This window comes from Cohnella sp. WQ 127256 (assembly GCF_024519285.1).
Classification (GTDB): domain Bacteria; phylum Bacillota; class Bacilli; order Paenibacillales; family Paenibacillaceae; genus Cohnella.
In genome coordinates, this window is record NZ_JAMZCY010000005.1 from 277,770 (window position 1) to 298,798 (window position 21,029).

The following is a 21,029-nucleotide window of genomic DNA, read 5'->3' on the forward strand; positions in this document are numbered from 1 at the left end:
TGATAGATTGGGCTTGAGGAAGGAGATATTCTTTTGGAGTATAAACTGATTCCTGTATTGCAGCCGAGTATTGGTCAAGAGGAAATCGATGCGGTGACGGAAGTATTACGTTCTGGATGGCTTGGTCTTGGACCGAAGACAGAGCAGTTCGAGCAAGAGTTTGCTAGTTTTGTAGGCAGCCGTTTCGCAGTTGCTCTCAACTCAGGGACAGCCGCGCTGCATTTGGCGATGGACATTCTGGGGGTTGGACCTGGTGATGAGGTGATCGTACCTTCAATCACCTTCATCTCTACTGTACATGCGGTTAGTTATGTGGGAGCAACGCCAGTATTTGCTGATATTGATGCGGATACGATGAATATATCCGTTGCGGATATCGCACGTAAAATTACGGATAAAACGAAGGCGATCATTGTCGTTCATATGGGCGGTCATCCCTGTGATATGGACGCTATTCATGAGTTGGCACTATCGAAAGGAATCAAGGTTGTGGAAGACGCCGCACACGCCTGCGGTGCAGAATATAAGGGCAAGCGTATCGGATCGATCAGCGATATCACCTGCTTCAGTTTTCACGCGGTCAAAAACCTGACCAGCGGGGAGGGCGGCGCGATTACCTGCAACGCGGAGTGGATGAATCGAAGGCTTCGCGAGAAAAGATGGGTAGGTATTTCTCGAGATACATGGTTACGGTCGTCTCATGAAAAAGTATATGCTTGGCAGTATTTTGTCGATCAAGTCGGATACAAGTATCATATGAACGATTTGCAGGCGGCGATCGGCCTCGTTCAGCTAAAAAAACTGGATCAATTAAATGGGCGACGCAGAGAGATCGCCAACCGCTACACCGCGGAACTAAGCGACTTGGAATGGTTGCGGCTTCCACAGGAAGCATCGCTGACCAGTAGCTCATGGCACTTATATCAGGTTAAGTTTAATGAGGATAGCCTACGGGATCGTATGATTAACCACTTGCAAGAACATAATATCGCTTCGGGAGTCCACTATTATCCTTGTCATCTTCACCCTAGTTACATTCATTTAAAAGCTGTTGTTCCAGTTTCTTCGGAAATTTGGAAAAGAATTCTTACCCTACCTATACACCCGAATGTCACGGATGAAGATCTTGATCGGATCATTAGTCGGATTAGAGAGTTTCAGCCATGAGAAAGCTAATGATTCTGGGTGCGGGAATCTCTCAAGTGCCGTTAATCAAAGTGGCCAAAGAGATGGGATTGTTCGTCATTGTTGTAAGTCGCAATGGAAACTATCCGGGTTTCGCTTTGGCTGATAAGGTTTATTATGAGGATACGACTAATACGGATAAAATTGTGGAGATCGCAGAGTGGGAACAGATTGATGGAATATGTACAACAGGTACAGATGTAGCAGTCAAGTCGATCGGTAAAGTGGTAGATACTCTTGGGCTTAGTGGTGTGAGTTACGATTCCGCTAAGCTGTCTTCGAATAAGTGGGAAATGAAACAGGCCTTTATGGAGCATGGTGTAAGAACGGCGAATTTTATTAAAGTAAACAAGAAAGAGGAGGCCTATCATGCTTTCAAAGCATTGACGCCACCTCTTATCTTTAAAGCGGTAGATAATGGGGCTAGCAAGGGAATTGTGAAGGTGTCAGATGCTTCTCAAGTGGATTATGCCTTTGAAGTGGTGATGAAAGCTACAAAATTGGACTTTTTTATTATCGAGGAATTTATCGAAGGAACCGAGTTTGGTGCACAGGCATTCGTCTATGACAATCAAATTCAATTTATTATGCCGCATGGCGATCTCATGTTTTATGGAGATACGGGGGTACCCATCGGTCATTATGTGCCGTACGATTTGCCGGATGAAGTGGTTAAAGATATTCATTTGCAAGTAGAAGAGAGCATTCGATCGTTAGGAGTAAATAACTGCGCAATTAATGCGGATTTTATAATGAGAGATCATAAAGTATATGTTCTTGAAATCGGCGGAAGGGCGGGGGCGACTTGTTTGCCTGAGCTTGTTTCCACTTATTATGGATTTGATTATTATGAACAGATTGTTAGGGCTGCTCTTAGAACAAACCCTGAATTCCATAGCCATTCTTCACAGCCTTGCGCTTGTGAACTGCTCATTTCCAATGAGGCTGGCGAGATCCTGAAACTAGAGAATGGGAACGGAAATCATGAAGATATTATTCAGATTTCGTTTGATTATAATCAAGGGGACATCATCAATAAATTCAGGGTCGGTACAGACCGGATTGGGCAGGTCATTGTGAAAGGCAGAAGCATGGAAGAAACAATGAATCGGTTAGAAGAGATTAAGGCAAACATAGGCATTGAGATAAGGGCAGTGGATTAAATTTCTAAAAAGAAGCCTAAACCCACTGATTAATCGTGGTGTTTAAGGCTTCTTTAGTTTTATAGGAGACTTGCGACTTGTTATACATCTGACTCAATCCCTTGAGAAAGCGTATTTAGCTTGGGGTATCTAAAGTCCAACGAAGTAGCATTCCCGATTGTGTTAGTCCTGAGCCGAAACCGTATAAAGCCAACAATTGTCCAGAGAGCAAACGACCTTCCTTATAGGCCGAATCTAAGGCCAAAGGAATCGAAGCGGCGGAAGTATTTCCATTAAGAACTACGCTCTGTAAAGCTTTCTCAATTGGAAACTCTAACCGTTCGCAAATGGCTTCAATCATCCGCAAGTTAGCGCTGTGAGGAATAAACCAATCTAGATCATTGAGCGTTAGATCGGCTTTTAGAAGGAGATCACGAACCCCATCTGGTACGGTCGATAAAGCCCATTTGTATACTTCTCTGCCGTTCTGAACGATTTTGTTGTCTGTGCTGCAGTATACATGCATACCACCAGAGCCGTCAGTATCGGCATTAGAGGAAAGAAATGCGCCTTGTTCATTTGCTTCTACAAGGACTGCAGCAGCTCCATCACCGAATAGGATGCACGTTGAGCGGTCGGTATAGTCGGTTATTCGTGTTAGGGCTTCCGCCCCGATCACGATAATGTTGTGATAGGAGCCGGTCAATATTAACCCATTGGCTAATTGAAGGGCTGAGACGAAACCAGCACAAGCTGCGCTGATATCTACGGCGAAGCATCTCGTTGCACCGATTGCTTGCTGGACTTGTGATGAAACGGAAGGGAATGGGGAATCTGGTGTGCTCGTAGCGACGATAATCGCATCGATCCCATTTGCGTTAATGGAAGGAAATCTATTTAGTAAGTCCTGAACGGCAGCGATAGCCAAATGGCTTGTGAACTGTGTGCCTGAGACCTGATGACGTTGCTCGATACCCGTACGTCGAATGATCCATTCGTGATCGGTATCCACCATTTGTTCCAAATCTGAGTTTGAAATGAGCTGTTCGGGTACATAACTTCCAATAGCTGTTATACGCGCTTTGGATATCAATGTGGGATGAGTAGTCAACTGAGATCCCTCCTCAAATAAATTTAATTTTATATTTAGAACTAAGTATTAGTACCAGGTGTTAATAATGAAATCGTACAGCTAATCAGCAGTCATGTCAAGGGGGGAACGTCATAGCCTCAATCGAATAAAATTTAATCACGCCGCGCACCCTATACCTTGGCGGACAACGCTGAGCTTCGACAAAAGGGGGTTATTTTTTTCATGCGAAAAGGAAGCAGAAGGGGAATCATTCTCACAACTGTATTGTTATCCTCAGCAGTTGCTTTATCCGGATGTATGCAAAAAACTGGGGACTTAGGAAATAAGAATATTCGTCCGAATTCCGTTACTCGTTATAATTCCAACGATAACGGAATCAATAATATGCGCTCCACTGCCGATCATGGGAATGCGCATAATCGAATGTATGGTGTAGTAAAGGACAATGATATTGTCAGGATGCATAGTAATTCGCGGTTAGAGTTGAACAATAAGGTCGCTGATAAAATAGCCGAAATGCCAGGCATTAAATCCGCATATGTCATGATGACCAACAATAATGCCTACGTCGCAATTAACGAAGATGATAAGGCAAATACGGGACATTCAGCGATTACGAGTGAAATGAAGGATAAGATAGCGGATCAGGTCAAGTCATTATCGCCATCGTGTGAAAATGTGTATGTGTCTCAAAATCCTGACTTCATGGGTCGAATGGAAGGGTATGCCAATGATGTGAAAGCAGGGCATCCAATTCAAGGATTCTTAGCTGAATTTAACGCTATGGCCGAGAGGGTATTCCCAGCTTCATCAGGCACTTCGCACGGTACCTCACATATCATTAATCGGTAATTCCTCAGAAATCCTCTTAAAGAGGTCATTGAAAAGTGGTGAGGCAGCGGCTTCCCGGTCCCTGCATCATCACTTTTTTTCTTTTAAATCCACGATTCTCGCGCCATTCAGCTTCCTTAGAACGACTGTGTTGAAATTCCTTCGCCCATTTTTGTGTACCTCCGCACCACAGTAAAACCCCTTTCATATGATAAAGTTGACTGTATCCCTATACCTTGTAATCACACATTCCCGGGCAAGGAGGGGTGACAAACGTTGAATGGCAGCGACCATAAAAGTAAATTCCTACTCACCAATCGGGAACGCGAAGTCTTCGAACTGCTAGTGCAGGATAAGACGACCCGCGACATTGCGCAGCAGTTGTTTATCAGCGAGAAGACGGTCCGCAACCATATCTCGAATGTAATGCAAAAGCTGAATGTCAAGGGTCGTTCGCAAGCGGTTGTCGAGCTTATTAAGCTCGGGGAGCTAAAGATTTAACAAAGCAATTAGCACCTTCTTTGTCGCTGTATCCTATGGCGCAAGCCTTCTTTTTCGCTTCCTAAACAGGTGCGAGGGAGAAGGTTTTTTGATGTACATTCATATTGAATGGATGGTCCTATTGGTGTGCTCCTATGACAAAAATTCTCTTTACCCCCTTCATGGTAAGCGTGTACAATAATCACGATACTTAGCATCTGGGGAGGAAGATAAGAGATGGCAACAATATTGTTTCAAGGGGATTCAATTACGGATGGAAACCGAGGACGCGATGGCGACCCGAACCATATTTTGGGTCACGGTTATCCATATCTCATTGCGGCGAAGATTGGCTCTGAGAGCCCAGAAAAAGAGCATGTCTTTATCAACCGGGGCATAAGCGGCAACCGAGTTTCGGATTTGTACGCCAGATGGAATGAAGACGCCATTAGCTTGTCTCCTGATCTGTTGAGCATCCTGATCGGCGTGAACGACGCTTGGCGTATCATGGCCGGCGAACCGAGCGGCGTCACGGATCGGTTCGAGAAGGCTTATGTGCACTTGCTGGACGAGACCCGCGAAATATTCCCAGACATTGGCTTGGTGCTGATGGAACCATTTATTCTGAACGTCGGCGCTATGGCTGATAAGTGGGTCGATTGGCAAGAGAAATTAAGGGATTATCGGCGTATCGCGATAGGATTAGCCAATCGCTATGGTGCCTTATATGTACCGCTCCAAGATGCTTTCGATGAAGCCGCGAAAGAGACCGGTCCAGCATATTGGCTATGGGACGGTGTCCATCCAACAACTGCTGGGCACGGATTGATCGCCAGAGAATGGCTGAAAGTCGTGCAGGAAAGCCGATTGGCGCTGTGAAAGATTGCTCACTTGTGAAACAGCTCACTTAACCAAAAAACTAAGATAATAGTGAGAAGAGGGTGGTACAGGGTGTTATTCCTGTGCCACCCTTTTTGTGATTTGAGCAATTCCTACCTTCATCAGCATGATGGAGAGCTATTTCTGCGAGCCCAAAAATTTAAGTGTCCATTTTGTTACGATGTGAAACTTGTCACATTCTGGGAACTTATTTTGGGATTATGATAGGCATGCAGATAACGATGAAGGGAGCAAGACAAGATGAAAAAATGGACGATTTTAGGTGCGGTACTATTGGCAGCTATGGTAATCTCAACGGGTTGTGGGGGCAATAAAAAAGAGGAAGCTAGCGCATCACCAGAAGCATCATCAGCTGCGGCTGGTGGAGCGAAAGCAATTACGATTGAAGCAACTAACTTTAAATTCGACCAACAGGAAATTAAGGTGAAGAAGGGCGAAGAAGTTAGTATCACTCTGAAGAACACTCAAGGTAACCACGCAATCAATATCGAAGGTTACGATAAAGAGATTAAAGCTAACAAAACAGTTACCTTCGTTGCGGATAAAACAGGTGAATTTAAATTCATATGCTCGATCTTCTGTGGTAAAGGTCATGAAGAAATGATTGGTAAGCTAATCGTTGAATAATCTTACCTGCTTATAGGGGCGAAAAAAGGAACGAGCAGTCATCAAGAACTGCACCGTTCTTTTTTTTATGCGATAACTCACGATTCATATCGAAGCTAGTTATCAGCAGGTACTAATTTATCGTGTGATAGATGACACAGATGTAACAAATCGTCCACAACATTTTTCGACTATGCGTGACAATAATCACAGTGCCTAAAGCTGGAATTAATTACAATGAGATCAAATTGATAACAGGAGGAATCCGAAAATGCGTGATGATCGCACGGCAGAGAATTCACATGACTCAAGCAGTGTCTCTGCACCGAAAGAAGAATCACTCAAGGGAACTTTCGTATCTGTTCTGTTGCTGGGAGCCTTTCTGTTGCTTACTTGGCTAGGTATATTCATTCTATTTATCTCACGGGATTAGAAGGAGGAACAAAGTTCATGCACATGCATCGTCTGGAAAAAGTATGGCTCAGTATCGGTGTGAGCATGCTGGCCGTATTTTTACTTATTTTAGGTGTTATGACATTCGGACAAGGAATGGCACCACCTAATAAACACGTCAACCACATTGATCCCACGAAAGTAAGTGAAACAGCGCCTTTCGATCAACCTCAGATCAAGCAGATCGGTGACAACGAGTACGAGGCGGTTATGGTCGCTTACGCTTTTGGCTACGATCCAACTCCGATGGAGGTTCCAGTGGGCTCCAAAGTGAATTTCAAGGTGACTTCGTCTGACGTAGTACACGGATTTCAAATCCCTAAAACGAACGTCAATGTTATGGTAACGCCTGGTGAAATTAGTGAAGTTTCCCATACATTCGATAAGCCTGGAGAATATCTAATTATTTGTAATGAATATTGTGGAATTTCCCATGAAATGATGAAAACTACCCTGGTGGTCAAATAGGAGGCCGTATTTCATGAATACAACATTCGACCGTAAAGACGGCCGATTAGTTCTCGCACATATCTTTTTCGCCTTTGGAGCGCTTCTTATTGGAGGCATTGCAGGTATGCTCCAGGGGATGGTTAAAGGCGGCACAATCACTTTGCCGGCTAATATCGGTTACTATGAACTGCTTACAGCTCATGGTGTACTTATGGCACTCATTTTCACAACCTATTTCATAATCGGATTTCTTTATTCTGGCGTCTCTCAATCGATGGGAGGTAGCTTACTTCCCTTAACGAAAAGGCTAGGCTGGATCGGTTACATCCTGATGTCGATCGGTACGCTCATCGGGGTTGTTGTTATTCTTCTAGGTAAAGCGAGTGTGCTCTACACGTTCTATGCACCGATGAAGGCATCGCCTTACTTCTACATCGCGTTGGCGCTTGTTGTTATCGGAAGCTGGTTGAGCGGGTTTGGTATTTTCTATCACTATGCCAAATGGAGAAAAAGTAATAAGGGCAAATTGTCGCCATTGTTCGGCTTTATGTCCGTAATTACAATGCTATTGTGGCAGATTGCTACGATAGGGGTAGCGTTGGAGGTAGTCGTACAACTCATTCCATGGTCCTTCGGATGGGTAGATACGATTAATGTTGTACTGAGCCGTACTTTATTCTGGTTTTTCGGTCATCCACTTGTTTACTTCTGGCTTCTCCCAGCCTATATGTGCTGGTATGTTATTATTCCTAAAATTATCGGTGGCAAAATTTTCAGTGACTCATTAGCAAGGATGTCCTTCATCTTATTCCTGTTCTTTTCCATTCCAGTTGGGTTACATCATCAATTGATGGAGCCGGGAGTAAACCACTTCTGGAAATATTTACAGGTTACTCTGACATTCATGGTTGTTATTCCGTCACTCATGACCGCATTTTCCCTATTCGCTACCTTTGAGCTTAACGGGAGGTCCAAAGGAGCAAAAGGATTATTCGGATGGGTTAAGGTTTTGCCATGGGGCGATGTACGCTTCTTCGCACCGTTCATGGGGATGCTAATCTTCATTCCAGCCGGTGCAGGCGGATTAATTAATGCAAGTAATCAGATGAATGCTGTTGTCCATAATACATTATGGGTTACCGGACACTTCCATTTGACGGTAGCAACAAGCGTCGCACTTACGTTCTTTGGGATCATCTACTGGCTCATTCCAGTGATTACAGGACGTGTGCTTACTCCACGTATGAACCGTCTCGGTATTATTCAGACTCTAATCTGGTGTATCGGAATGTTCATCATGTCGGGCTCGATGCATACCGTAGGTTTGCTAGGTTCTCCTAGACGCACAGCGTATAACACATATGACGATCATCCAGATGCAATCCTATGGATGCCGTATCATGTCGCTATGGCTGTTGGAGGAATCATCTTATTCATCGGAGTGTTGCTCATTATCTATAACCTGATCTCGATGATGCGTGCACCAAAAGGAAATACGGAATATCCGATTGGTGAGGTCGCAGAAGAAGCGGCACCTACACCACGTTATATGGAAAATTGGAAGCTGTGGATTACAATAACAGTCATTCTAATCTTGGTCGCATATACTATTCCGATTCTTGACATGCTTAACAATTCAACACCTGGATCACCAGGGTATGTGACCTGGTAATTGCTGTGTCGTTGGTTTAGACGTACCGGTCCTCTCTAACGAGAGGGCCGTTTTTTTGTATTTATCTCGTAAAATTCCACGGATACTCGCGTCCTTTTCGTACAAGCAGTGAACACCACCCCTCCATATATTGTGGATGGAAGGAGGTGTTAATGATGACAAACAAAATCAATGCATTAGTCACATTTCCGAGGCTTACGGTTTTTACGGATGAGAACTTTCAGGGTCGCAGTGCGATTGTTAGAGGTAATCTAGGAATTGCTAACTTGGATACGAGGATAGGGGAGATTGAAAGCCTGAGATTTTTCTCAACAAGCAGTAATGCAACCTTAATATTGTTTACTCGTCCTAACTTTAGAGGGAACTTCCGGGTTTTTCGTGGCAATACTAATCTCCGCGATTTGGATGATATTATCGGAGGCAATGATGCAGAATCGCTGATCTCCACAAATGTACGTCTTACCCTGGCGCAAATACGCAGTATTCGCAATAGTGGACAGCTGCCGAACGGTTATAGACTCATCTAAGCACATCTTAACGAAAGCCTGTATTTGACCTGACCGGAAAAGGTTATGTCAAATGCAGGCTTTTCTCAAATGATAGGGCCATTGTAGCCAAAAACATAAATAAAGGGGTTTACAACAAATCGGAAATGAACGAAAATGAAGTTCATAAACGCGCGTTCAGAGGGAGAGAGCAACTTGCAATCTGCAACAGTGAACCGAAGCGAGCCCCATTCTTACGGATTTGAGCATTTATTAAATGATGACTCTTTGACCGAGCGGAAGCCCCTTCGCTTATTATTTTTACTTTATAAGCAGCATTGGACGAAGCTATTCCTTTCCATGTTATTTTTCTTAATCAAGCACTCGCCAACTTATATTCTTCCGATTGTTACTGCGAACTTGATTAACATGGCATCAAGTCCCAGCAAGTATGGGATGGAAACGCTATGGTGGAACCTTATCCTTCTAGTGATCGTAATTGTTCAGAACATTCCAACTCAAGTGCTACATATTAGTTATATGAGCAAAGCTGTCCGTTTCGTAGAAGCTGGGCTGCGAAGTACTCTTGTGCGCAAGCTACAGCGATTGTCTATGTCTGCACACGGTGAGCTTGCCGCTGGCAAGCTTCAGGCCAAAGTGCTCCGCGACGTCGAGGCAATTGAATTCCTGTCTAAACAATTCATGTTATCGGTGTTTCCTGCCATTATAAGTGTGATAGTTGCTATCGCGATTACTTCCTCTCGCAACTTGACCGTAATGGGCTTCTTCGTTCTAACGATTCCCACAGCGCTCTGTATTATTTATTTTTTCCGTAAAAAGATCCGTCACACAAATATGGAATTCCGTAAGCAAATCGAGACGATGTCTGGTCAAGTATCTGAGATGGTCGGAATGATGCCCGTCACGAGAGCTCACGGGCTTGAGCAAACGGAAATCAAGAAGATGGATAATACGCTAAGCCATCTGCGAAGCAAGGGATATAAGCTGGACATTGTCGAGGCGTATTTCGGTTCATCTGCGTGGGTCACCTTCCAATTGTTCCAAGTGTTATGTCTGGGTTTCACAGTCTGGCTAGCGCTAAAAGGGAAAATACCGGTTGGAGATATCGTTCTGTATCAATCGTTCTTCGCGATGATCTTGAATTCGATCTCGCAGCTGATCAACGTTTATCCGAATATCGCCAAAGGATTCGAGTCGATCTATTCCGTAACGGAAATATTGCTGTCAAAGGATATGGAGGCTTACCAAGGGAAGAGAAAGATAGAATCCGTGAAGGGTAGCTTCAAGTTCGATAACGTTCGATTCGGTTATGCGAATTCAGACCGGCATGTGCTTTCGAACTTTAACCTTGAGGTTAAGGCAGGTGAGAGTATCGCGCTCGTCGGGGCTTCAGGAGCTGGGAAATCGACGGTGCTTAACCTAGTCATAGGCTTCAATAAGCCGATTAAGGGACAAGTAATCATTGACGGAATTTCTATGGATGAGATGGATATGGCATCTTATCGCAAGCACATTGCGGTTGTCCACCAGAGCACGGTATTGTTCTCCGGTACGATTCGGGAAAATATTACGTATGGTTTACCGACGGTCAGCGACCGGCAGCTGGATGAAGTTGTACGGATGACTTACCTGGAAGATGTAATAGCCCAATTGCCCGAAGGACTGGATACGAAGATCGGTGAGCATGGGGGGAGACTATCTGGGGGTCAACGGCAACGGATTGCTATCGCACGTGCGCTTATTCGGAATCCCAAAGTCATTCTATTGGATGAAGCCACTTCTGCACTAGATAATGAATCTGAGCATCATGTTCAACAAGCGATGAAGAAGCTGATTGAAGGTCGGACGACCTTCATTGTTGCGCATAGACTTTCCACAATCCGTGATGCGGATCGAATTGTCGTTATGAAGATGGGGCAATGTGTGGAAATTGGTACTTATGAAGAGCTGATGGCGATGAAGGGTGAATTTTATCAATTAAAAATGTTACAAAATTAGAGGAAATTAACATTATTCGTCGAACAATTGGGGTGGAGTAAAATATCCTAAGTTGTTTCGAGGAGGAAATTGAAAATGTCCGAACAGGATTCGAATCAGCAGGATCTACATAAGGATGAAGTTCATGAGCAAGTTGAACATCAGACGGCAGCAACGGCTACAGAAGGTACACAAGCTCCACCGTTCTCAACATCGTTAACACAATCGAATGCAGCACCGGCAGCGTCTTCGTCACCGTTAAGCGGTATTGATGTGCAGAAGCTGCTAGGACTCATCAAGAATCCATCATCAGCTTTACAGCTGCAACCCTTAACGGAATGGATTTACGGTGCTATCGGCGCTGCGGTTGGGGTGCTAGGGTTCTTCTTCTGGATTTGGGCCGCTCAGGAGCAGCTTGCGAATGATTTATTTGGTAATATTGGAAATCTCATATTTCTGAGTGTAATCAGCTTTGCATTACCGGGCAAATCCTTAGTTATCGGGATATTTTCTATCGCCTTACTAGTGGGCTCCCTGACCTTAATCGGTAATCGGCTAGGGGCAAGGAAACGTAACTGGATGGAAGCTGTTACGTATCAGGGGAGCACACAGCTACAGTTTGGAGTGGGTTGGATCGTCTGTGGGGTTGTCGCTTTCCTCTCCTTACAGCTCTCCATGCTGATTGGAGTGATCCTACTGCTGATTTGTCTGTTAGTCGTCGTCACACAGGCTGAAGATCTTCATGAAGTTAGCAGGGAGCGCAGATTTTTGTTTATTGTGTACTCTGTCGCGGCTTACTCGTTCCTCCTCTTCCTTGTTTATTCCATCATTACGTAAAGAGACAACAAATAGAGGCAGCTCCGTTTCAAGTGAACGGAGCTGGCCTCTATTTTTTATGGAAATGGAGAGTCTAGTGTACTGATTTTTGGTATGCTATGGAATAGAGAAGAACACAGAGAGGGTGGGTAGGGACATGCCGGGTAAGGATATTAACGCGAACGAATTGACGAAACATGAACAGCTTCTCCAATACATTCGCGAGTTGCCTATTGGGACGAAAGTGCCAGTACGTCAAATGGCCAAAGACCGCGGAGTGTCCGACGGAACCGCTTATCGAGCACTTAAGGATGCCGAGCAGTTAGGCTTGGTTAGCACGAAGGAGCGGATCGGAACCGTCCGAGTCGATAAAAAGCGGCGAAGCCACCCGGAGCAATTAACTTTCGCGGAATTGCTTGAGATCGTGCAAGGGAGCTTACTGGGTGGAGAAGAAGGCTTAGATAAGACGCTGCATAAATTAGTAATCGGAGCGATGGAGCTTGGGGAGATGAGCGCATACATCGATCCAGGAAGCTTGCTAATTGTAGGTAACCGAGAAAATGCTCATCGCATTGCAATAGAGCAAGGCGCAGGGGTTCTCATTACTGGGGGATTCGGAACAAGCGAGGAAGTTCGTGAATTGGCCAATGTGAGAGCACTTCCGATCCTAACCTGCCGTCACGATACCTTTACGGTTGCCTCTATGATTAACCGTGCGATCTATGATCGACTGATCAAACGGAAGATAATGATTATTGCAGATCTTCTTGAACCTTCTACACGTGAAGGGTTATTGAAGCAATCTTCAGAGGTTGCCGATTTTATTAAATTAAGTGAAGTGACAGGGAATAGTCGATTTCCAGTTACTGACGAGTGGAATCGTGTTGTGGGGATGATTACCTCTAAGGATGTGATGGGGTCGTCTCCGAGCCAAACATTGGATAAGCTAATGACTCGACGGCCGATGACGGTAACGTTGAATACTCCTGTCGCCTCTGCGGCCCATCGCATGGTATCGGAAGGGATCGAGTTGCTACCGGTAGTTGATCGTCAACGTAAGCTTGTAGGTGCGATTAGTAGAGGGGAAGTTCTTCGGGCGATGCAATTTGCCAATCGGCCTGCACATTTAGGAGAAACCTTCGACGCTCTCATGTGGGGAGGGTTTACAGAGCAGCGTGACTCCGAAGGGCGATTATTTTTTTCAGGCTTAGCAACACCACAGATGTCGGGGCCATTAGGGACGATTTCCGAAGGCGTACTTACATCATTAATGCAGCAAGCGGCGAGCAGAGCGGTAGAGGATCTACGGAGGAGAGAGCATGTGCTAGATAATATGACCACGTATTTTTTACGTACGGTTCCCGTGGACGCTAGCATTTCCATTGTTCCTCATGTTATAGAAGCAAGTAGAAGGTACGTAAAGGTTGAAGTTCAAGCGATACAAGAAGGAGACGTTGTCGCGAAGGCGATGCTGACAGCTCAGACGATTGACCCATCCTAAGAGGAAAGGGGAAGAATCCAATGAGGTACAAAGTATTAATCGTTGACGATGAGCCTATGATACGGCTTGGTATATCCTCCTGCATCCGTTGGGAGGAAGAGGGGCTTGAGCTAGTTGGGGAAGCATCTAATGGGGAAGCTGCCATGTTGATGGTGAAGCAGCAAGAGATTCATATTCTCATTACTGATATCAAAATGCCATTGATGGATGGATTAGAATTAACACGACAAGTGAGTCAGCGATACCCAGATATTAAAGTCATTCTGATTAGTAGCTACAGTGACTTTGAATTTGCAAGAGAAGCGGTGAAGCTTGGAGTCGTCGTTGATTATTTACTAAAGCCGACGATGGAGCCGGAGCAGCTGCAGCGTATTCTTAAAGAGTGTCAGAGGCGTCTCGATCAATCGCTTGTTCGTGAGAATGAAGCTCTTATGTACCAGCAAGAAATAGAGAAGACGAAACAGATCGACTTGGAGATCAGTCTTAGAAAGCTTATGAATGGCGACAAGGTTGTAATGCCATGGGTTCCTGATTGGCTCAAGCAGCCTCTTGTTGTGGCCATATGGAAACGCGATAACTCATCTATTCAGATCGACTCGGCAAGAGAGAGTCTAAAGCAGTGGTGTTCGATAGCGATTAACTTTAACACGCAGGATGACGAATTTGTTCTTATAGTCGCAGATAACAAGGGAAGCGGATCAACGGCTATGGTAACCTATCAACGTCGATTGTTGTTAGAAGGAGCATCATTCACGGTTGGTTTAAGTCCACCATTTCATCAAATCCAGGAGCTTACGAACGCATATCAATGGGCGATCCTAGCGTTGGAAAAATCATTTTTCGATGGCAAAGGGAACTGTTATATTGGGAAAATTCCGGTGAAGGAAATTAAAACTTCAGGATTACACGACCTTATTGAACAGCAGAGCTGGATGGATCTACGTGAGCGATTCTCTCAATGCTTAGCAGTTGCTAACCATGGGGAGAGCAGAGAGGCCTTGGAGAAAATCATTTCAATATGGGGTACCAGAACGGTGTCCAAGCAGGAGATTATGTTACAGGCAGAGGGCATATTAATGATGATGTGGTCTTGGAATTTCAAACAAAATAAAGAAGAAATGATTAGTGTCATGCTTGATAAACTTCAGGAAGTCAGGCGAATATCGACATTAATGGAGTTAGGCAGGTTTATTGTGAAAGAATTCGGATACCTTGAGGAAGCCAATAAACTGCCTATTGTCGTTTCAGATTCGGGGAGTACACATGCGATTCAATTGGCCATCTCGTATATTCAGCAACATTATAGGGTAGAAATCTCTCTTCAGGACGTGGCAGATCACGTTCACATGAGCAAAAATTATTTCAGCGAACAGTTTAAGCGACTCACCGGGTTAAATTTTATCGATTTCGTTATTCAGCTTCGCATTCATTACGCGAAACAATTATTGAAGACCACGAGCTTACGGGTATACGATATTGGGGCACAAGCCGGATTTAACAGCTCGAAGCATTTCTTAAAGCAGTTTAAACGGGAAGTTGGCTGTACACCAGCGGATTATCGCCAAGAAAAAAGGGATTGAACAGAGCGCATGCTCCTGAACAATCCCTTTTTCTTGATTCGACTTCTATTCTACGTTGCCATAATACCAGGCGTCACCGGAAGTCATCACCCGATAATTCACTTTAATGGAGTCGTCTTCCGTCCAAGCGAGCGTGGTAGGATTCTGACGAGTAAGGGCGATTTCTAAGTTCGCCCAGTCTCCAGTTGCGATGCTGCTGCTTGCCAAAGCACTTAATGGAATGACCATCTCCATATCACCTGTAGCCGTATCCCATTGGGGAATGGTGACTCCGGTAATATTGTTCGTCCATGTCCAAGTGCCACTCTGGACATCAAATCTTGATAGATTCGTGCCATCGCTCCAACGCCCAACTAAATATTGGAATGGACGGTCGAGCGTTGATCCATACATTGCAGTGGATTTTGTTGGCGATGCTCCGTTCTTGAAATCCTCAGCATATACCATCATTCCGAATCGTGGTGCTGTATTGTAAGCAGGGAGACTGCCACCGCGATTTTTGATTCGGATATATAAGTTGGTGGCGTCGTTGCTCAAGTACACCTTATCAATATCCGTCTCAGCGGAAGATGACACGCTGTCATTCAACTGGTCGTGGTAGTAAGGAACATTGCTCCATTGGGTTAAGTCGCTAGAAACCGTTGTTGTGACGTTGATCGTCTTGTAAACACCGGCATTGAATAAGGGAGGTATGATGCGAACATCGGCCTTCCCTTCGTACTGTAAAGCCCCAAGGATGAGCCAAGCCGCTGTCACAGGTTCAACCATGGTGCTCGGAAGTGGCTTTAAGCTGATTCGCGACACGGATTCTCCTTGTGCCATATAACCTACCGCTGTACGAGAGACAATCCATTGGAGGTAATTGAGCGCCGACGCGTTTTCTCCTCGGTACAGATGATGCAATGCTGCATAAGTGCTCATCTGCGGCCAAGTGGGCTCATCGCTTAACGCTTCATTTCCAGCCGGACTGAAGGGTGCAGTGTAGTAAAACGTATCTCCGTTATAACGGGCGATTCCATAGCTGTCATGCTCCAACTCTGTTTTAATTTTGGCAATATGACTGCTTGCACGGGAAGATTTGGAATCGATAACCCCGTAGAGCATAAGAGCGGCCGATGAGCCATCGACTAGCGTTCTTGCAGCTCCTGTAGTGGTCACGGCACGATTGTAGTAATTATTAGTTGCGTTCCATAATCCTTTAGGATTCCAAGAGTCATCTCTTTGAATGCTGGACCTTATTTTGCTGGCCGCACCATTGTAGTCATCTGCAAGACTATTTAACCCTTTTGCCCGAGCCATATGCTGCGCCGCATCCAAGCCTGCAACATATAACGCTTGTGTGAACGCATTATATTCGATGTCCTCCTCCCAGATGCTGGCATCCTCCTCACCGAATTCATAGGGATCGGAGCCTAGATTAGACCAAACGAAGTCAGCGGACTTTTTATACTTCGCCCATATATTGTTTAAGAAGGTTGTGCTTCCTGTCTTCTTGTAGTGCAAATAGGCGCCGATCAGGAATATGCCAATGGAATCATGCTCCGGCTCCACGAAAGAAACATAGTTATTGGTCCACAAATCGAAGGTTGTTTTGAAGCTGCCGTCCGATTGCTGACGGTCCTGCAGCCAATACCAATATTTCTCCCCTTCATCGACGAACCCCGCTTGGTCGAGAATCATGGCGGTTACTGCAGAATCGCGTGCCCATACTTTATAGCCGTAGGCGATCGGGTTCGTTGTTGCAGGCATAGCGCCAGAAGTAGGCTGAATGGAATTCTTAATCGTGATTAACCCACGTTTGTAAGTCGCATCGATCCCGTCGTCAGCGAAGTTTACGGTTTGCTTACCGGTTCCGGTCAGCCAATTGCTATATGCAGTTGCCGTCTCAGTGAACCAATAAGCTGCCGTTTGCGCGCGAGCCGTATCGATGGCACTTTGGGCGTTCAATAGCGTGTCGCGAACGGTTGCGACGAAGGAGCGCGTTACAGAACTATTGGCGGGTATGATGAATTTGTCCTGGAAAGCGACGCTCAAATCGACAGCGGTCTTACTACCATTACTTTTGACCGTACCATTGTTATCGAACGTGTACCATGAAGCTACGTCTGTTTCTGTGAGTACGGACTCCGTATCGTCAGCGACCTGATAGCCATCCATTGCTTGGAGGGCCCCAAGAGCGATATGGTATTGTCCAGAATTACTCATGTTGACGAACAGCGTGTTCCGTCCGGAATCATACGAGCCGGTAATCGTCTGATTGGTACCGCCTTTGGTTTTGTTGTTGACGTGAATTTGTTCAAGCAGGTTGTATTCGATAGGGGAGCCAGAAGGATTCGTAAACGTGAATGTGGCAATCGTGAAATTCTGATTCGGAACCATGGCGAAGTCTTTGGTTACGGTGACAGGCATGCTCGTACCGCTATAATCCAAATACTTAGTCCGCAATATCCCGTCATCGTCGTAATAAGCTTCCGAGTTAAAATGATGGGGTTGATTGTATTTCGTTGAACTGGTCTCATTTCGGAAAAAGCTAGAGTAATCAACGATCTGGTTCGTTGCATAATCGTTGCTGATTCGCATTTCTCCGATACGAGGGCCATAGGTGCCCGTATCGTTCTGAGACAGCTTGCTTGCCATCCAAATATTAACGGCGTTCATCCAGTTGTTCATATATAGACTCGTTACCGACTGACTTGTAGGCGAGGTAGCAGTGGCGGACGCGGGCACTGCACCGACAATGAGGCCAAACAGCAGGATAAAGGTGATGAATAACGAGACTCGGGCTTGCGTTTTAGAATGAATACTCATTATAAAAACCTCCTCGGATTGGGTTAACTTATAGTTATCTCAAAATCAGTGCCTTCCCAGCGATCAGTACCGGTTTCCATTATGCCATTGTTGTTGTCGTCCCATAGGAAGGTGAAATCAACGGTTCCTGATGTAAACGGACCAACGGAAATTTCATAATCTAGATTAGCGTTGCTAGAGCCGTTATGAACGAGCATGGTATCGGACAAGCTAGTCCAGCCGTTCACTCCCCAGTGAACCCAACCCTGCTGTCCTGCCCGGAATACGATCCGGTAGCCCGCAGGGACGGAAGTGATCTGGCGATCGAATTGCCAGATGTACGCCTTGTCCAAATCCAGATGGTCCAGATTTATAGCTCCTGTATTGCTCGCATTTTGCCAAAGGACGACACTATGGGAGCCTTGCTTCAGATTGACAGTCAACTCAGCATAAGCCCAGGTTGCCCATCCTCCAGTGGCCTTAAATTGTACAGTTGCCGCAAATTTTCCATCGACATAGACGTCTCGGGTAGCGTTGCTGCCGCCATTTGCATAACGGAAACGCAACACTTGATCGTCGTTGCTAGTCGTCTTGACGATGAAAGAAACGCCGTCGTTTGTGCTAGAGAACTGATCAACAAATCCAGTTCCAGTATAGCCGGCATGATCGTTGTTAGTGGATACGTTTGATTTGATAGCCGTTTCTGCTTCATAGATGTCGTTGGTGGGAAGGGTGGACGTCTTCTTCATATAGATCATATCCCAGTATTTCAAATCCGGAATCGTGAAGGAAACATATTTCCCTTTACTGTCCGTGCCAGATGTGAAGGTAAGCTCCTGTGTGCTGCCGTGATTTAGATCGGGAGAAGCAACATAAACATTGGAGATAGACTCTTCGTTCGCGATATAAACCTTAGTCGCCAGATTGGTCTTGAAGGTTGGCTGAGAGGCACTGTTACGCCATTGGTTATCATTGTTTAGCAAGTTAATTAAATGGACGATATTGTAGTCGGGTGTCCGTTTCTGAATTTGCCATACGCTATTTCCGGTTCCATCCCCACTTGTCGTGACACCGGTTATGTCGAGGAATTGACTTCCGGCATCGTTAGAGATGACATTGGAATCAAAGAGTAGATTCTCGTAAGCCGTAATAAAGTTGTAGTGATCCTTCATCGCGGTTTTGAGTGAGCTACGCAAGCTCTTGCTGCGGTTAGGATAGTATTCGTGAGCAAGCATCTGACTATCTTCACCAAGCTCAAGATGTGTTGCTCCGCTTGCCGCCATCATCGCGTCTGCGATTCGAATCGAGTGATCGTCAAACGTACCAAGCGTTAAGCTATCTAGGTTGATACTCCCTGTATTTCCACTATCGTAGCTGAGCTTCACCGAATGGGTACCTTGGGTTAGATAGACTTGGTGCCAAATATCATGCGACCAGGTGTCCCAATTAGCTAAAGTGGGAAAGTTCAGTTCTGTGTTTAAGACGCTATCTACATAGAGATTTCGTTTGGCGGCGCTACCCGTCGCGTTGGAATATCGGAAGGCGAGGGAATAGTAACCATCCTCCGGGGCGTTGATACTGAAGGTAACCGCGTCGCCCGAAGCCGTGAACTGATCGACGAAGCCAGAACCGGTATAACCAGTATGGTTCGTGTTCGTAGACACGCTCGTTAAGGTGCCACCTTCCGCCTCGTAACGGGGCCCAATATTTTCCCCATAATTCATGTAGGCTGCAAGCACTACTGCTTTGCCACCGCTATTAGTGCGAAGGCTATCAATGTAATCCTTTAATTGCATATAACTATTCGACAAATACCAGAGCTCGCTGTAAACAAAATCTACATCAGCATTTGTACTAACATCATTGACTCCCCAGCCGTTAACGGTTCCATCTACGATGTTGTAGGTCAAGTAATCGCGGTTCGCGTTGTTAGCTGTTAAGGTGCTCTTAGCAGAATCGATGAATGGCGTGAAGCGACTATCCAGACTGATTGCATTACCGTTGTAATCGTAAACATTATTGCGTTGGCCCATCTGATCCACATGAATACCGTCAAATGAGGCAGTATTGATTGCATCCATATATTCGTTGAAAATATAGCTTTGCCAGTTGGCATTCTGAGGATCAAATAAATAAAGATACGTGCTACCGTTGCCGAAATCGACATCATATTGGTTGCTATGAAGGTTATCCTCATAGATTCCCCAGTTGGGGTTTATGCCGTAAGTTGAATAGTTCTCTCTTGAAGCATAGATCATGGCATAAGCCATCGCTTTAGCGTTCTGATTATGAACAGCGGAAATCTGATTCTGAATCGTTGACCAGGAGATTTGTCTGTTAAACAAATCCTGCCATGAGGCATCCACTGTTCCACCCGTACGCTTAAACAGCTTGTCGTGTCTCCACATCCAGTCATAAAATTGCCAGGAATTAATATGGTAATCTTGGGCGAGTTCATTGACCTTAGCCGTGCTTGCCCCTGAGGATTCAGAGGAGGTCATCTCGCTAATAAATCCATATCTCGGATATTTGGTGAAATCGCTAGATACATCGATCGCAGTGGCACCCGATCCAGCGGCTCCAGCGTCGACTCGGACGAAATATCCGCGGAAATCGGTAGAAGGAGCCGTCCAAGTAAAGTTCACGTTGCTAGATTGGCCATTAATCAGTGTGATAGATTGCGAGGCTGTATGGACCTGGGTTTCAAGAGAGAAGATGGTTAGAACCACATTGCCACTCCAAGAGGATCCCGTTACATTGTTCATCGCTGCTGTAATGGTTACCGTATTGCCGGTGTTATAGATGGATTTGTCCGTATAAACTCGTGCTACGATTCCGCTTGAAGCCGCATGAACATGACTGATTAACCCATTAATCGGTAATATACTAATCATCATTACGGATAAAAACAGCAAGCTAGTACGATAGAGTATTCGGTTGTTTGTCATCATTACACCTTCCTTTTCGGATTTTAACTGCAGTCGAAGATATGACCCAGTGCGGCGTGAGATCCTATCGCCTTCTCTCTCAATTATTAATGTAAGCACTTT

17 protein-coding genes are annotated in these 21,029 nt (G+C 45.3%); 14 read left to right on the plus strand and 3 right to left on the minus strand.

Translation table 11 applies throughout. From position 1 onward, the window contains the following. The first annotated feature begins 33 nt into the window (after window positions 1-33). Both M1K58_RS16310 and M1K58_RS16315 read left to right on the plus strand, forming a co-directional pair. The gene (locus tag M1K58_RS16310) at window positions 34-1,167 is read left to right on the plus strand and encodes a DegT/DnrJ/EryC1/StrS family aminotransferase (protein ID WP_256759915.1); all 1,134 of its coding nucleotides are present in this window, start codon (window positions 34-36) and stop codon (window positions 1,165-1,167) included. Next, a complete protein-coding gene (locus tag M1K58_RS16315) occupies window positions 1,164-2,348 on the plus strand; it encodes an ATP-grasp domain-containing protein (protein ID WP_256759916.1) in 1,185 nt (394 codons plus the stop codon). Before M1K58_RS16310 ends, M1K58_RS16315 begins: the two co-directional genes overlap by 4 nt. 115 nt (window positions 2,349-2,463) lie before the next feature. Here M1K58_RS16315 and M1K58_RS16320 read toward each other — a convergent pair whose 3' ends face one another. Beyond that, window positions 2,464-3,438 carry a ketoacyl-ACP synthase III gene (locus M1K58_RS16320; RefSeq protein WP_306220482.1) on the minus strand — a complete coding sequence of 325 codons (975 nt, stop codon included), beginning with the start codon at window positions 3,436-3,438 and terminating at the stop codon, window positions 2,464-2,466. A gap of 204 nt (window positions 3,439-3,642) precedes the next feature. Here M1K58_RS16320 and M1K58_RS16325 point away from each other — a divergent pair, with 204 nt between their 5' ends. The 12 genes from M1K58_RS16325 (at window position 3,643) to M1K58_RS16380 (ending at window position 15,192) form a co-directional block, all read left to right on the plus strand. Next, window positions 3,643-4,272, plus strand: a complete 630-nt coding sequence (locus M1K58_RS16325) for a YhcN/YlaJ family sporulation lipoprotein (RefSeq protein WP_256759917.1) — start codon at window positions 3,643-3,645, stop codon at window positions 4,270-4,272. 255 nt (window positions 4,273-4,527) lie between these two features. Further along, on the plus strand, window positions 4,528-4,752 hold the full coding sequence (locus M1K58_RS16330; RefSeq protein ID WP_256759918.1) for a helix-turn-helix domain-containing protein: 225 nt from the start codon (window positions 4,528-4,530) through the stop codon (window positions 4,750-4,752). Window positions 4,753-4,968: 216 nt separating this feature from the next. After that, window positions 4,969-5,610, plus strand: coding sequence for an SGNH/GDSL hydrolase family protein (locus tag M1K58_RS16335; protein ID WP_256759919.1), 642 nt, complete (start codon window positions 4,969-4,971; stop codon window positions 5,608-5,610). A 261-nt stretch (window positions 5,611-5,871) separates the two neighbouring features. After that, complete coding sequence (locus M1K58_RS16340) at window positions 5,872-6,258, plus strand: cupredoxin domain-containing protein (RefSeq protein ID WP_256759920.1); 387 nt, start codon at window positions 5,872-5,874, stop codon at window positions 6,256-6,258. A gap of 250 nt (window positions 6,259-6,508) precedes the next feature. After that, window positions 6,509-6,670, plus strand: coding sequence for a cytochrome c oxidase subunit 2A (locus M1K58_RS16345; RefSeq protein ID WP_256759921.1), 162 nt, complete (start codon window positions 6,509-6,511; stop codon window positions 6,668-6,670). Window positions 6,671-6,687: 17 nt separating this feature from the next. Beyond that, on the plus strand, window positions 6,688-7,158 hold the full coding sequence (locus tag M1K58_RS16350; RefSeq protein ID WP_256759922.1) for a cytochrome c oxidase subunit II: 471 nt from the start codon (window positions 6,688-6,690) through the stop codon (window positions 7,156-7,158). 13 nt (window positions 7,159-7,171) lie between these two features. Continuing rightward, entirely contained in the window at window positions 7,172-8,812 is a 1,641-nt protein-coding gene (locus M1K58_RS16355; protein ID WP_256759923.1) for a b(o/a)3-type cytochrome-c oxidase subunit 1, read from the plus strand. Window positions 8,813-8,967: 155 nt separating this feature from the next. After that, window positions 8,968-9,339, plus strand: a complete 372-nt coding sequence (locus tag M1K58_RS16360; RefSeq protein WP_256760319.1) for a beta/gamma crystallin family protein — start codon at window positions 8,968-8,970, stop codon at window positions 9,337-9,339. 174 nt (window positions 9,340-9,513) lie between these two features. Then, on the plus strand, window positions 9,514-11,316 hold the full coding sequence (locus tag M1K58_RS16365) for an ABC transporter ATP-binding protein (RefSeq protein ID WP_256759924.1): 1,803 nt from the start codon (window positions 9,514-9,516) through the stop codon (window positions 11,314-11,316). A gap of 75 nt (window positions 11,317-11,391) precedes the next feature. Then, window positions 11,392-12,132: a hypothetical protein gene (locus M1K58_RS16370; protein WP_256759925.1), complete on the plus strand. Its 741-nt coding sequence runs from the start codon at window positions 11,392-11,394 to the stop codon at window positions 12,130-12,132. A 136-nt stretch (window positions 12,133-12,268) separates the two neighbouring features. After that, window positions 12,269-13,612: a DRTGG domain-containing protein gene (locus M1K58_RS16375; RefSeq protein WP_256759926.1), complete on the plus strand. Its 1,344-nt coding sequence runs from the start codon at window positions 12,269-12,271 to the stop codon at window positions 13,610-13,612. 20 nt (window positions 13,613-13,632) lie between these two features. Further along, on the plus strand, window positions 13,633-15,192 hold the full coding sequence (locus M1K58_RS16380) for a response regulator (RefSeq protein ID WP_256759927.1): 1,560 nt from the start codon (window positions 13,633-13,635) through the stop codon (window positions 15,190-15,192). A gap of 45 nt (window positions 15,193-15,237) precedes the next feature. Here the strand turns inward: M1K58_RS16380 and M1K58_RS16385 are convergent, their stop codons facing one another. Then, a complete protein-coding gene (locus M1K58_RS16385; RefSeq protein ID WP_256759928.1) occupies window positions 15,238-18,000 on the minus strand; it encodes a glycoside hydrolase family 15 protein in 2,763 nt (920 codons plus the stop codon). Window positions 18,001-18,023: 23 nt separating this feature from the next. Next, on the minus strand, window positions 18,024-20,930 hold the full coding sequence (locus M1K58_RS16390) for a glycoside hydrolase family 66 protein (protein WP_256759929.1): 2,907 nt from the start codon (window positions 20,928-20,930) through the stop codon (window positions 18,024-18,026). Between the last annotated feature and the right edge of the window lie 99 nt (window positions 20,931-21,029).

Bases quoted from the DNA above. Each gene is read 5' to 3' on its own strand.
- M1K58_RS16315 (WP_256759916.1), top strand. From the start codon at position 1,164: ATGAGAAAGCTAATGATTCTGGGTGCGGGAATCTCTCAAGTGCCGTTA.
- M1K58_RS16325 (WP_256759917.1), top strand. From the start codon at position 3,643: ATGCGAAAAGGAAGCAGAAGGGGAATCATTCTCACAACTGTATTGTTA.
- M1K58_RS16335 (WP_256759919.1), top strand. From the start codon at position 4,969: ATGGCAACAATATTGTTTCAAGGGGATTCAATTACGGATGGAAACCGA.
- M1K58_RS16340 (WP_256759920.1), top strand. From the start codon at position 5,872: ATGAAAAAATGGACGATTTTAGGTGCGGTACTATTGGCAGCTATGGTA.
- M1K58_RS16345 (WP_256759921.1), top strand. From the start codon at position 6,509: ATGCGTGATGATCGCACGGCAGAGAATTCACATGACTCAAGCAGTGTC.
- M1K58_RS16350 (WP_256759922.1), top strand. From the start codon at position 6,688: ATGCACATGCATCGTCTGGAAAAAGTATGGCTCAGTATCGGTGTGAGC.
- M1K58_RS16355 (WP_256759923.1), top strand. From the start codon at position 7,172: ATGAATACAACATTCGACCGTAAAGACGGCCGATTAGTTCTCGCACAT.
- M1K58_RS16360 (WP_256760319.1), top strand. From the start codon at position 8,968: ATGACAAACAAAATCAATGCATTAGTCACATTTCCGAGGCTTACGGTT.
- M1K58_RS16370 (WP_256759925.1), top strand. From the start codon at position 11,392: ATGTCCGAACAGGATTCGAATCAGCAGGATCTACATAAGGATGAAGTT.
- M1K58_RS16375 (WP_256759926.1), top strand. From the start codon at position 12,269: ATGCCGGGTAAGGATATTAACGCGAACGAATTGACGAAACATGAACAG.
- M1K58_RS16380 (WP_256759927.1), top strand. From the start codon at position 13,633: ATGAGGTACAAAGTATTAATCGTTGACGATGAGCCTATGATACGGCTT.
- M1K58_RS16385 (WP_256759928.1), bottom strand. From the start codon at position 18,000: ATGAGTATTCATTCTAAAACGCAAGCCCGAGTCTCGTTATTCATCACC.
- M1K58_RS16390 (WP_256759929.1), bottom strand. From the start codon at position 20,930: ATGATGACAAACAACCGAATACTCTATCGTACTAGCTTGCTGTTTTTA.